General features: G+C 66.6%; 10 protein-coding genes. 2 read left to right on the top strand and 8 right to left on the bottom strand.

The annotated features are described in order from the left end of the window. Positions 1–26: 26 nt before the first annotated feature. From ACFFGH_RS03950 to ACFFGH_RS03925, 6 genes are all read right to left on the bottom strand, one after another. A complete protein-coding gene (locus ACFFGH_RS03950; protein ID WP_386664987.1) occupies positions 27–1,052 on the bottom strand; it encodes an AAA family ATPase in 1,026 nt (341 codons plus the stop codon). A gap of 148 nt (positions 1,053–1,200) precedes the next feature. Next, positions 1,201–3,156, bottom strand: coding sequence for a type IV pilus secretin PilQ (locus tag ACFFGH_RS03945; RefSeq protein ID WP_386664986.1), 1,956 nt, complete (start codon positions 3,154–3,156; stop codon positions 1,201–1,203). A gap of 17 nt (positions 3,157–3,173) precedes the next feature. Continuing rightward, positions 3,174–3,695: a pilus assembly protein PilP gene (locus ACFFGH_RS03940; RefSeq protein WP_386664985.1), complete on the bottom strand. Its 522-nt coding sequence runs from the start codon at positions 3,693–3,695 to the stop codon at positions 3,174–3,176. 22 nt (positions 3,696–3,717) lie between these two features. Beyond that, positions 3,718–4,398 (bottom strand): type IV pilus inner membrane component PilO, encoded by a 681-nt coding sequence (locus tag ACFFGH_RS03935; protein ID WP_386664983.1) that lies wholly within the window; start codon positions 4,396–4,398, stop codon positions 3,718–3,720. Next, entirely contained in the window at positions 4,395–5,180 is a 786-nt protein-coding gene (locus tag ACFFGH_RS03930; RefSeq protein ID WP_386664982.1) for a PilN domain-containing protein, read from the bottom strand. Before ACFFGH_RS03930 ends, ACFFGH_RS03935 begins: the two co-directional genes overlap by 4 nt. Next, positions 5,180–6,238 carry a pilus assembly protein PilM gene (locus ACFFGH_RS03925; protein ID WP_386664981.1) on the bottom strand — a complete coding sequence of 353 codons (1,059 nt, stop codon included), beginning with the start codon at positions 6,236–6,238 and terminating at the stop codon, positions 5,180–5,182. The genes ACFFGH_RS03930 and ACFFGH_RS03925 overlap by 1 nt, the downstream gene beginning before the upstream one ends. A gap of 268 nt (positions 6,239–6,506) precedes the next feature. On the opposite strand from ACFFGH_RS03925, the gene ACFFGH_RS03920 reads away from it, so the two are divergent. Both ACFFGH_RS03920 and ACFFGH_RS03915 read left to right on the top strand, forming a co-directional pair. Further along, positions 6,507–9,038 (top strand): penicillin-binding protein 1A, encoded by a 2,532-nt coding sequence (locus tag ACFFGH_RS03920; RefSeq protein ID WP_386664980.1) that lies wholly within the window; start codon positions 6,507–6,509, stop codon positions 9,036–9,038. Positions 9,039–9,200: 162 nt separating this feature from the next. After that, on the top strand, positions 9,201–9,854 hold the full coding sequence (locus ACFFGH_RS03915; RefSeq protein ID WP_386664979.1) for a hypothetical protein: 654 nt from the start codon (positions 9,201–9,203) through the stop codon (positions 9,852–9,854). Between the two features lie 104 nt (positions 9,855–9,958). Here the strand turns inward: ACFFGH_RS03915 and ACFFGH_RS03910 are convergent, their stop codons facing one another. Both ACFFGH_RS03910 and ACFFGH_RS03905 read right to left on the bottom strand, forming a co-directional pair. Then, positions 9,959–10,555 (bottom strand): hypothetical protein, encoded by a 597-nt coding sequence (locus ACFFGH_RS03910; protein ID WP_386664977.1) that lies wholly within the window; start codon positions 10,553–10,555, stop codon positions 9,959–9,961. Positions 10,556–10,558: 3 nt separating this feature from the next. Beyond that, positions 10,559–11,884, bottom strand: coding sequence for a citrate synthase (locus ACFFGH_RS03905; protein WP_386667333.1), 1,326 nt, complete (start codon positions 11,882–11,884; stop codon positions 10,559–10,561). Between the last annotated feature and the right edge of the window lie 70 nt (positions 11,885–11,954).

Raw genomic sequence — 11,954 nt, 5'->3', positions numbered from 1 at the left:
GCACGCCCCGCGCACGCTCACCGCGCTCAAGGCAGCGGCACCTGGCGCAACAGCGCCTGGACCAGGCGGTCGCCATCCCAGCCTTCCGCGGTCGCCTCGAAGCCCGGCAACACGCGGTGGCGCAGCACATCGGGCGCGATCGCACGCACGTCGTCCGGGGTGACATAGTCACGCCCCGCCAGCCAGGCATGGGCGCGGGCGCAGCGCTCCAGCGCGATCGAACCACGCGGGCTCGCGCCCCAGGCGATGCGACCGGCAAGCGCCTTGTCGTATGGCGAAGCGTCGCGCGTGGCGAGCACGATTTCGACGATGTAGCGCTCGACCGCAGGCGCCAGGTGCAGCGCAAGCACGGCGGCGCGAGCAGCGAACACTTCATCGACCGACAGCCGCGACGCCGGCCGCGCCGATACGGCCGCTCCCTGACGCGCCCGGTCCCGAGCCAGCCGCAGGATCTCGGTTTCGGCCCCGGCCGCGGGGTACCCGATCCGCACATGCATCAGGAAACGGTCGAGCTGGGCTTCCGGCAGCGGGAACGTGCCCTCCTGCTCGATCGGGTTCTGCGTCGCCATTACGAGAAACAGCGCCGGCAGCGGGTACGTCGCGCGGCCGACCGTGACCTGGCGTTCGCCCATCGCCTCGAGCAGCGCGGACTGCACCTTCGCCGGTGCGCGGTTGATCTCGTCGGCCAGCAGCACCGGGTGGAAGACCGGGCCGGGCTGGAACTCGAACCGCCCCTCCTGCGGCCGCCACACATCGGTACCGGTCAGGTCGGCCGGCAGCAGGTCGGGCGTGAACTGGATCCGGGCGAAGTCGGCCTCCAGGCCATCGGCGAGCGCCCGGATCGCGGTCGTCTTCGCCAGACCCGGCGCGCCTTCGACCAGCAGGTGGCCGTCGGCCAGCAGTGCGATCAGCAGCCGCTCGACGAGCGCGGCCTGCCCGACGATCTGCGCCGATAGCGCCTCGCGCAGCCCGGCGAAGCGGCGCTGCAGCGTGGATGAGGTATCCGGTCCGGATTCCGGCGTCGGCGTGGGTGCGGTGTCGGCTCGGTCCATGTCGATCCCGTGGCTGGCTCGGACCGATTCTGACCGCGTGCGCGTGAGGAAGGTTCACGAGCGCCTGAAACCGCGGCGCCACGACGAACAACGGGGCCAGCGGCCCCGTTGTTCGTTTCCGTCGCAGGACAGGCCTGCCGGGCGGCGGTCAGTTGCGCTGCGCGACGTGCAGCACCTTCGGGGTCACCATGATCAGCAGCTCGGCCTTTTGCTTGATCTTGGACTTGTTCTTGAACAGTACGCCAAGGAACGGGATGTCGGCGAGGAACGGCACCTTCGACACGTCCTCGCGGCTGTTGAACTCGTAGACGCCGCCGACCACCACGGTCTGCCCGTCCTCGATCAGCACCGCGGTGTTGACCTCGCTCTTGCCGATGATCGGCACGTCGCCGATCGACGTATCGACGAAGCCTTCAACCTCGTCCTTCTTGATGTTCATGTTCAGGAAGACGCGACCGTCGCCGGTGATCGTCGGGGTGACGCGCAGCTGTAGCAGCACTTCCTTGAACTGAACGCTCGGGGTCGCCACGCCACCGACAGCCGCCGGCTGGACCGTCACGTAGCCAACTTCCTGGCCCTGGCTGATCACGGCCTCGCGCTGGTTGCTGGTGACGACGCGCGGATTGGAGACCACTTCGCCACGGCCTTCGGTCTGCATTGCCGACAGCTCGAGGTCGAGCAGGTAGCCCGCGTTGAGGATCGACAGGCCGAGCGCGCCGGCCGCGTTCGTGACGCCGAGGTTCGTGATCAGATCGCGGGCGAGCTCCTGTCGCTCACCGGTGAGCACCCCCTCCTGCCGCGCCAGTGCATTCGCAGACGACGCAGCGGCAGTGCCACCGAAGCCTAGCGAGCTACGATCGCCCGGCGAACCGGTTGCGCCATTGATGCCGAACTTCGCGCCCAGCTCGCGTGCAAAGGTCTCGTTCGCCACGACCACGCGCGCTTCGATGATTACCTGGTCGACCGGACGGTCAATCACGCGGATGAGTTCCTTCATCTGTGTGATCTTCTTGGGGATATCACTGATCATCAGCGTGTTTGTGCGCTCGTCGGCCACCATGCGGCCGCGAGGTGACAGGAAGCCGTTATCGAGGTTCGAACCTCCGGCCGGGCTGCCCGCACCACCGCCGCCACCCATGCCCTTCGCCTCGGTCAGCGCTTTGAAGATCTGCGTCGCGTTGTGGTAGTTGATCTGCACGTATTCAGTCACCAGATCGACGCGGTTTTCCAGCGCGATCCGTGCGTCCTCGCGGTCCTGCTCATACTTCGCGAGTTCCGGCTGCGGCGCGACCCAGACCACGTTGCCGCTGCGGCGCTTGTCGAGGCCCTTGGCCTGCAGCACGATGTCGAGTGCCTGGTCCCACGGCACGTTCACCAGCCGCAGCGTCACGTTGCCCTGCACGGTGTCGCTGGCCACGAGGTTCAGGCCCGACTCCTCGGCCACCAGCTGCAGCACCGTACGTACCGGCACGTCTTGGAAGTTGAATGTCACCGGCTTGCCGCTGTACGGGCGGCCCGGCGCGGCGGCCGCGTTCGCCTGAGCCGCAGCGGCGCCCGTGGCCGCCGGGTTCGTGCGGCCGGCCGTGCGTGCCTTCGGTAAAATCTCGACGATGTACTCGCGTCCGGTCTGGTACGCCATCGACTCGTATTCGCCGTCTACCGCGAGCATCAGTTGGGCGCCGGCACTCGAAGTACGGGCGTCGATGCGCTGTACCGGCGTGGCGAAGTCGGCCACGTTGAGCTGTTGGCGCAGGCTGTCGGGCAGCTCCGCGTTCGCGACGCTGATGACGATGTTCGAACCCTGCTGGCGCAGGTCCGGAGTCGCCCCCTCGCCACTGAAGCGCAGGATCAGTCGACCCGCGCCGCCGTCACCGCGCTTGAAGTCGATGTCCGACACCGCGACGGTGCCCGGCAGCTGCTTGGCGGGATCGAGGCTGGCAGCCGGCGCGACCTGCGCGACGAACGTCGGCACGAACCTGCCGCCGGCCGCAGGAGCGCCCGCGCTGACGGCGCTGCTCGCGGCGACCAGGCCGATGGCGAGGCCGACGCCCCCGGTGCGGAGCAGCAATGCCGGCCGCGTGCGCTTTGCATTAAATACGGTCATCTTGCTATCCCCAATCATTAATCTTCGAGCGCCAGCGTGGCCGGGCGTTCCAGCCAACCGCCAGCGCCGTCCGGCACCAGTTCCACCAGTTCGATCCGGTCCTCGTACACCGAGGTGACACGGCCGTCGGACTGCCCCATGTACGCACCCGGCCGCACGCGGTAGGTCACCTTGTCGGGTGCCATCACCAGTGCGATCAGGCCACTGCCTTTTCCGAGCGTGCCCACCATGTCCAGGCTGTCGAGCGGGAACTGCTCGAGCACCTGCTTGCGCCGGGTCGAATCGGGGCGCGGCCCACTGGCAGCGCCCTCATCGGTAAATGCGTTGCTGAACGGATCGCGCAGCGACTGCGCGGAATATTCAAACGTCTCGAACTGCTGCATCACCGGCAACGGATCCAGCGGCGGAGCCGGGCGTGCCTTGACCTCGGCGATCCACGACTCGAGATTCGGCGCGTCGCCGGGCGTGCTGGTGATGTCACGCGCACAGCCCGACAGTGCGATCGCGAGTGTCAGCAGCGCGATGCTGGTGCGCGTCATGCGGTTGGAAGCATTGCCCATATCAGTTGCCCCCTTCCGGCTTCGTGGCGCCTTCGGCGGCCGGCTGCTGCGCTGCCACTTCTTCCTCGTCGAGGTAGCGATAGGTCTTCACGGTGCCCGACAGCTCCAGCGGCGCATTGACGGTGATGCCTTCGCCGGTCTTGCTTTCACCGCGCGGCTTCAGCTGGATGTCATGCATCGTCATGATTACTACGCGCGGCAGCGACGCCACGCCGGAAACAAAGCCGCCGAACTGGTGATACGAACCCACCATGCGCAGCGCGATCGGCTTCTCGGCGTAGAACTCCTTGGGCTCTTCAGGACCGGGCTGGAACAGCTCATTCGTGATGCCCGTAGCCAGCGCGGTCTGCGAGATGTCGACGATCAGATCGGGCATCTCGTTCTTGCTCGGCAGCTGGCGCAGCATCTGCTGCAACTGCTGCTCCATCTGCGCAAGCTGCAGCTTCAGCGGCTCGAGGTTTGCGGCGCGCCCCTGCTTGGTCTCGAACTCGGCGCGCAGGTCGGTTTCCTGCCGCTCCAGGTCCTCAAGCTCGGTGCGCTTGTCGCTGATGAACAGGTACCACCACAGGCCGATGATCACGAGCGCAACGATCGCAGCGAAGCCGATCTGCGCCTGTCGCGGCCAAGCCCCGATGTTGTTGATGTCGAGTTCTTTGAGATTGATGCTCTTTTTCGCGCTCATGACGCGGCTCCTTCGATTGCCGGCGCTTTCGACGGCGAATCAAGCCCGGCAGGTGCGGAATCCGTGGCGGGCGGGACAGTCGGGACCGACGCGGCCGGAGCCGGAGCCGGTGCGGCAGCAGGCGCGGGCGCCGTCGCAGCTGCTTGTGGCTGGACCTCTGCCGATGCACCGGGCACTGCAACCGGCGCTGAGTCCGCTGCCGGCGTAGCCGGATCGCCTTCGCCCCCCTCCTTCGCTCCGTTCGGGTTCGCCAGCTGCACCTGCAGCTTGAACTCGTACGGCAGGCCCTTGTCGCTACCCTTCGCCTCGATGATCGAAAGCTCCGGGCGGCTCATCCAACCCGAGCCTTCGAGGTTGCGCAGGTAGGTACTCACGCGCGCGTTCGACTGCGAGCGCCCTTCCAACGTCAGCGTCTTGTCGTCCTGCTTGACCGACGTCAGCACCACCCCGTCGGGGATCGTGCGCACCAGCGAATCGAACAGGTGGACCATCTGCGACCGGTCGGCCTGCAGGCTCTCGATGACTTCCTTGCGGGCGAGCAGCTTTGCGCGCTTCTCGTCGAGCAGCTTGATCTCGTCGATCTCCTTCTGGACCGATTCGATCTGCGTCCTCAGGTAGGCATTGCGCTCGTTCTGGCCTTCGATCTGGGCGTTATAGAAGCTCGAGATCAGCAGGCTCACGCCGAGCGCGGCCGCGGCCGCGACGCCGAGCATGATCCCGAACTCTTTCTGGCGCTGCTTGCGCCGCTCGGCGCGCCACGGGAGCAGGTTGATGCGTGCCATCAGTCGAAGCTCCTCAGGGCCAGGCCACAGGCGATCAGCAGCGCGGGCGCGTCCTGCGCGAGCGCCTGCGCCTGCACGCGCGGCCCCAGCGTCATCTGCGCGAGCGGGTTGGCGATCATCGTCGCAATGCCGAGCTGCTCTTCGACCAACTGCGCGAGGCCCGGAATCGCGGCGCTGCCGCCGGCGACCACGATCTGATCGACACGGTTGAACTCGCTACCGGCATAGAAGAACTGCAGCAGGCGGCTGATCTGCTGGACCATCGCCTCCTTGAACGGCTCGAGCACTTCGAACTGGTAGCTCTCCGGCAAACCGCCCTGGCGTTTGGCGAGTCCGGCCTCCTCGTAGCTCAGGCCATAGCGGCGCATGATCTCGTCGGTCAGCTGCTTGCCGCCGAACACCTGCTCACGCGTGTACAGGCTGCGCCCGTTGCGCAGCACGTTGAGCGTGGTCATCGTCGCGCCGGAATCCACCAGCGCCACGAGGCCATCCTTCGGCGTGTTGAGCTGGTCGGCGAGCAGCGCGAACGCGTTCTCGATCGCAAACGCCTCGACGTCGACGACGCGCGGCGTCAACCCGCCGATCTCCAGCGCGGACGCACGCATCTCGACATTCTCCGATCGCGATGCAGCCAGCAGCACCTGGACAGACTCCGGCGCGTTCGGCATCGGGCCGATCACCTCGAAATCGAGGTTGACCTCCTCGATCGGGTACGGAATGTAGTTCGTGGCTTCCAGTTCGACCTGGGCCTCGAGTTCGTCGTCGCCGAGTTCGGCGGGCATCGGGATCATCTTGGTGATGACCGACGCGCCAGCGACGGCCGCGGCGCCAAACTTGGCGCGCGAGCCCGATCGAGACAGGGCGCGCTTGATCGCCTCGCCCACGACCTCAACCTCGGCAATCTGCTTTTCCACCACCGCGTTCGGCGGCAGTGATTCGACCGCGTAATGCTCGACGCGGTAGCGGTTGCCGACGCGCGCAAGCTGAAGCAGCTTTACCGCGGTCGAGCTGATGTCGACACCGACCAGCGGCGGCTGGCTTTTTGTGATGATCCCCACGCTTTTTCTCCCCAGCCACAAGTGCTTACGCGCACTTTGTGCAGCAGTGCTTTGATAACGGACTTTTCACAGGCTGGCAACCTTCGCTTCGTGACCGGCTAGCCAAAAACGCCGTTTGGGCTGCCGCGGAGCGTCACTTTCCCGCCGCGACGCGACGGTGCTCACACCCTTGCACAGACGCTGACTCGCCCCTTCCCCCGCCCGGCCGCACCGCGTCGCCGGGCTCTATACTCCACGCCCCCGACTCATGCAATCGGAATCCGCTTCGATGCCTCGTTTCCGCCGCCTGCTGCGCGGTGCGCTGTACGCGCTTGCCGGCCTGACCCTGCTCGGAGTGCTTGCGCTCGGCACGCTGTATTTCCTGATCGCTCCCAAGCTTCCCGACGTCGAAGCGCTTCGCAACGTCGAGATGCAGGAGCCGATGTACGTATACGCGCGCGACGGTCGCCTGATGGCACTGTTCGGCGAGACACGTCGCTACCCGGTCGATATCGAAGAGGTGCCCGAGCGACTGAAGCAGGCATTCATCGCGATCGAGGATGCGCGCTTCTACGATCACCACGGCATCGACTACAAGGGCATCGGCCGCGCGGTGTGGCTGCTCGCGACCACCGACGCCAAGCGCGTGCCGGGCGGTTCGACGATCACCCAGCAGGTCGCGCGCCAGTTCTTCCTGAGCTCGGAATACAGCTATACGCGCAAGCTCGCGGAGATGCTGCTCGCGATGCGGATGGAGCGCGAGCTCAGCAAGGACGAGATCTTCGAGCTGTACCTCAACAAGAGCTTCTTCGGTAACCGCGCCTACGGCGTGGCCGCCGCCGCCGAGTTCTATTACGGCAAGAAGATGAGCGAGCTCGACCTCGACGAGATGGCTTCGCTTGCCGGCATTCCGAAGTTTCCATCGAGTGGCAATCCGCTCAGCAATCCCGAACGCGCGAAGCTTCGCCGCGATTACATCCTCGATCGCATGGCCGAACTGGGCTTCGTAAGCGCAGCGGAGGCCGCGCAGTCAAAGGCCGTCGCGATGCATGCCAAGCCGCACGAGCGCCCGGTACAGGTCTACGCGCCGTATGTCGCCGAGATGGCGCGGCAGGAGATGATCGCGCGCTATGGTCCGGAAGCACTGACCAAGGGCTACCACGTCACCACGACGATCGATCCCGTCATGCAGGTCGCAGCAGACAAGGCCGTGCGCGACGGGCTGCATGTGTATGACCAGCGCCGCGGCTGGCACGGCGTCGAGCAGCAGTTCGACCTTGCAGCTGACGAGGACGCAGCGACTGCCGCGCGCCGCCTGCGTCCGATCCCCGCCCAGGGCGAACTGCTGCCGGCCATCGTGCTCGGCACCGGCGATGGCCGCGCGAACCTCGTGCTGGGCGACGGGCGCGAGATTGAACTCGGGGCGAACCAGGGCTGGGGCAGCAAGAGCCCGGCCACGCTCAAGCGCGGCGACATGGTTCGCGTGCGGCAGATCAAGGTCGAGACGAAGCCCGGTGAGGAGGCCAAGGCCGGCGAAGAGCCCGAGCGCGAAGATCCGCCGCGCTACCGCCTCGACCAGTTGCCGCAGGCGCAGGCGACGCTGGTCTCGCTTGAAGCGATGACCGGCGCGCTGCGTGCCCTGTCGGGCGGCTACAGCTTCGCGGGGAACAAGTTCAACCGCGCAACGCAGGCACGCCGCCAGCCGGGTTCGAGCTTCAAGCCGTTCCTGTATGCGGCCTCGTTCGAACGCGGCTTCAATCCGGCGTCGATCGTGCTCGACGCACCGGTCGTGTTCAAGGATCGCCGCGGCCACCTGTGGCGCCCGCAAAACGACACCGGCAACTTCGCCGGCCCGATGCGGATCCGCGAAGCGATGGTGCAGTCGCGAAACCTCGTGTCGGTGCGTCTGCTCGATGCGATCGGCGTCGACTATGCGCGCAAGTTCATCAGCCACTTCGGCTTCGAGCCCGAGCAGCTGCCGCCGAACCTGTCGATGTCGCTCGGCACCGCATCGCTAACGCCGCTGTCGGTTGCACGCGGCTACGCGGTGTTCGCGAATGGCGGCTTCCGCATCACGCCGTACTTCATCGACGAGGTGAAAGACCGCGACGGCGCACGCCTGTTCAAGGAAACGCCGGCCCAGGGCTGCCACGGCTGTGGCGGCACCGCGACCGCGGCCGGCGGCCAGGCCCCCGCCCCGACGACCGAGGTCGCCGGGTTCGATCTGGGCCCGGCTCCGGGCCAGACGACCGCACCGGCAGCGGACGCGGCCAAGGCGGCTCCGGTTGCCACCGTGGCGCCGAAGCCCACGCTGCCCGCAAACGTCAAGCTTGCGCCGCGCGCGATCGACGAACGCATTGCGTACCAGATGACGTCGATGCTGCGCGACGTCGTGCAGCGCGGCACGGGCACGGCGGCCAAGGTGCTCGAACGCGAGGACATCGGTGGCAAGACGGGCTCGACGAACGAGCATCGCGACGCGTGGTTCTCCGGCGCCGGTGGCCCGCTCGTCACGACGGTCTGGGTGGGTCGCGACGACTTCAAGTCGCTCGGCTATCGCGAGTACGGCGGCAAGGCGGCGCTGCCGATCTGGATCGATTACATGCGCGTCGCGCTCAAGGACCAGCCGATCGTTCCAAACGAGCCGCCGGCCGGCATGGTCAAGGTCGCGGTCGCGCCCAACGGCACGCTGATCCCGGAAGGAACGGGCGGCGTGATCGAATGGGTGAAGGCCGAGGACCTCGAACGCATGGAAAGCCAGATCGATTACGGCATCGATGGCAACGAGGTTCCGTCCGAGGAATCGTTCGACATCTTCTGACCACACTGCCGCGCGGTTTCTCGACCGCCGCGTAAAGGGCGGCCCGGTACGCGATCCGGGCCGCAATAACCGTTCACCTCATGCGTGGTAGCGTGCCGGTGCCGGTCGCTACGGCCGGCCACGACGGATAACCGTCGGTGTCGCGTCCGCTGCGGAGGTTCCATGCACCGCCACGCCCGCCACGCGCAGCACGCGCAGACCCGCACCCGAGAACGCCGCCATCGCCTCGCCCACGAGGCGGCCCGATTGATGGCCGAAGGCGGCTTGCGCGATTACCACCAGGCCAAGCTCAAAGCGGCCGAGCGACTCGGCATCCACGACGACGCGTCGCTGCCGCGCAACCGCGAAATCGAGGACGCGCTGCGCGAGTACCAGCGCCTGTTTCAGAAGGATGGCGACACGCTGACCCAGCAATGCCGCGAGGCCGCGCTGCGGGCGGTCACGTTCTTCTCCGCATTTGAGCCACGCCTGGTCGGCGCCGTGCTCGACGGCACGGCGGATGCACACACGGCAGTCTCGCTGCATCTGCACTGCGACGATGCCGACGCGGTCAGCCGCTTCCTTGACGAACACCGCATACCGGCCGTGCTGCGGAGCCGACGCCTACGGCTGGATCGCGAACGCGAAGCGGATTTCCCGGTGTGGGTCTTCAGCGCCGAAGGCCTGACATTCGACCTGACCGTCCTGCCGCTCGACATCCTGCGCCAAGCGCCCCTTGCCGCAGTGGATGAAAAACCGATGCGTCGCGCGTCTGCGGCGCAGCTACGCCAGCTGCTAGCCGAGGCGGAGATCCAAAGCTACGAACTGCGCCGCTAAGGGCGGTGCGCAGCTTCGAGTTCCTGGCTCCGAGCATTTCCGCAGCCATTTGGGGGCGCGCAGCGGCGCGGCGCATCATCCAGCGGTCGACGCTGCGAGCGGGATCAGCCGTTGCGGACGCGATGGGTGCGATCGTTCGCCGCACCGAGCGCGAACACGTTGAGTTCGATCGCGATAAATGCCGCCAGCCAGAGGCTCGCATCCCAGGCATCGAGCCAGGCCCCGGCCACTTGCCCCTGTGCCTGCCAGAGCCAGGCGACGATGAAGCCGCCGAGCGCGGCGTAGAGCATCCAGGTGATTGCGCGCCGGACGCGGTGGAAACCGATCCGTGTCGCTGCAACCCGAACTTCAAGCTCCAGCGCGAACACGACGGCGAGCCACGTCAGTGCGTTCGCGAAGTCCAGCCATTCGCGCTGCAACGCGTAGTCCCGGCACGCCCAGACAATCGCGGCCGAGGCGAGCAGCCGCACCGCGTGCAGGGCGCGCCTCGTGCGTGGCCGCAACGGCCAGCCACCGGTCTCCCATTCAAACAAGAGCAGCAGCACGAGCCACGCGGCGGTGTCGACCATTTCGGTCGCCGTGCCCTGCGTGGCGTAGAGCCCCACATCGATGGCGAGCAACGCGTAGACCAGCCATTTGAAAACGACGAAGCCGCGGACCTGCCGCGGCTTCGGGGCTGCATCGGACCCGATGCGCTGCAAGGTTCAGCGCTGGTCGATGCCGACGTAGTCGCGCGTCGTCGCGCCGGTGTAGATCTGACGCGGGCGACCGATCTTGTTTTCCGGATCGTTCTGCTGCTCGAGCCAGTGCGAGACCCAGCCGGCGGTGCGCGCGATCGCGAACATCACCGTGAACATCTCGACCGGGATCCCGAGCGCCTTGTAGATGATGCCCGAGTAGAAATCGACGTTCGGGTAAAGCTTGCGCTGCACGAAGTACTCGTCCTGCAGCGCTGCCTCCTCGAGCTTCATCGCCACGTCGAGCAGCGGATCGTTGACGCCGAGCGCACCGAGCACCTCGTGCGTCATCTTCCGGACCAGCGCTGCACGCGGATCGTAGTTCTTGTAGACGCGGTGGCCGAAGCCCATCAGTCGGAAGCCGGAGTTCTTGTCCTTCGCCTTGTCGACCGCGGACTTCACGTTTTCCGGGCGGCCGATCTCGGCGAGCATCTTCAGCACGGCTTCGTTCGCACCGCCGTGCGCCGGCCCCCACAGCGCCGCGACGCCCGAGGCGACGCAGACGTACGGGTTCGCGCCGGTCGAACCGACCAGACGCACGGTCGAGGTCGACGCGTTCTGCTCGTGGTCCGCATGCAGGATGAAGAGAAGATCCATCGCCTTCGCGGCAACCGGATTGAGCTCGAGCGGCTCGCTCGGCACTTCCTTCATCATGTGCAGGAAGCGCGTGGTGTACTCGAGGTTGTTGCGCGGATAACGGATCGGCCAGCCGATCGAATGACGGTGACAGGCGGCAGCGATCGTCGGGACCTTCGCGATCAGTCGGATCGCGGCCAGGCGACGCTGCTCGGGATCGTCGAGGTTGAGGTCGTTGTGATAGAAGCTCGCCATCGAGCCGAGCATGCCGACCAGCATCGCCATCGGATGAGCATCGTGGCGGAAACCGCCGATGAAGCTCTTGAAGGCCTCGTGCATCATCGTGTGATGCGTGACCTCGTGCTCGAACGACGCGAACTGCTCCGTCGTCGGCAGTTCGCCATTCATCAGCAGGTACGCGACTTCGAGAAAGCTCGACTTCTCGGCCAGCTGCTCGATCGGGTAGCCACGGTAAAGCAGCACGCCCTCGTCGCCGTCGATGTAGGTGATGGCCGACTTGCAGCTCGCGGTCGCAGTGAAGCCCGGGTCGTAGGTGAAGCAGCCGGTTTCCTTCGGGAGCTTGGCGATATCGATACAGGGCGCGCCCACGGTCGGGTGCTGCACGGGCAGGCTGACGTCGCGGTCACCGGCAGTAAGCGTGGCCTGCTGCAGCGTGGAAAGATCGGAAACGGACACGGGGCACTCCTCAGTCGGCATGCCGTGAGTGGGCCGCGGCATGGAAGGGGGACAAGACCGCGGTCCGAAAAGCCGGATGCCGCGTCGCACA

It is taken from the genome of Lysobacter korlensis, assembly GCF_042434515.1.
The sequence above is the reverse complement of the archived record's forward strand: the minus strand, read 5'-3'. Positions and strand labels throughout refer to the sequence as shown.

What these genes read in the sequence shown, in the direction of transcription:
- ACFFGH_RS03950 (WP_386664987.1), bottom strand. Translation starts at nt 1,052, where the DNA reads ATGGACCGAGCCGACACCGCACCCACGCCGACGCCGGAATCCGGACCG.
- ACFFGH_RS03945 (WP_386664986.1), bottom strand. Translation starts at nt 3,156, where the DNA reads ATGACCGTATTTAATGCAAAGCGCACGCGGCCGGCATTGCTGCTCCGC.
- ACFFGH_RS03940 (WP_386664985.1), bottom strand. Translation starts at nt 3,695, where the DNA reads ATGACGCGCACCAGCATCGCGCTGCTGACACTCGCGATCGCACTGTCG.
- ACFFGH_RS03935 (WP_386664983.1), bottom strand. Translation starts at nt 4,398, where the DNA reads ATGAGCGCGAAAAAGAGCATCAATCTCAAAGAACTCGACATCAACAAC.
- ACFFGH_RS03930 (WP_386664982.1), bottom strand. Translation starts at nt 5,180, where the DNA reads ATGGCACGCATCAACCTGCTCCCGTGGCGCGCCGAGCGGCGCAAGCAG.
- ACFFGH_RS03920 (WP_386664980.1), top strand. Translation starts at nt 6,507, where the DNA reads ATGCCTCGTTTCCGCCGCCTGCTGCGCGGTGCGCTGTACGCGCTTGCC.
- ACFFGH_RS03915 (WP_386664979.1), top strand. Translation starts at nt 9,201, where the DNA reads ATGCACCGCCACGCCCGCCACGCGCAGCACGCGCAGACCCGCACCCGA.
- ACFFGH_RS03905 (WP_386667333.1), bottom strand. Translation starts at nt 11,884, where the DNA reads ATGCCGACTGAGGAGTGCCCCGTGTCCGTTTCCGATCTTTCCACGCTG.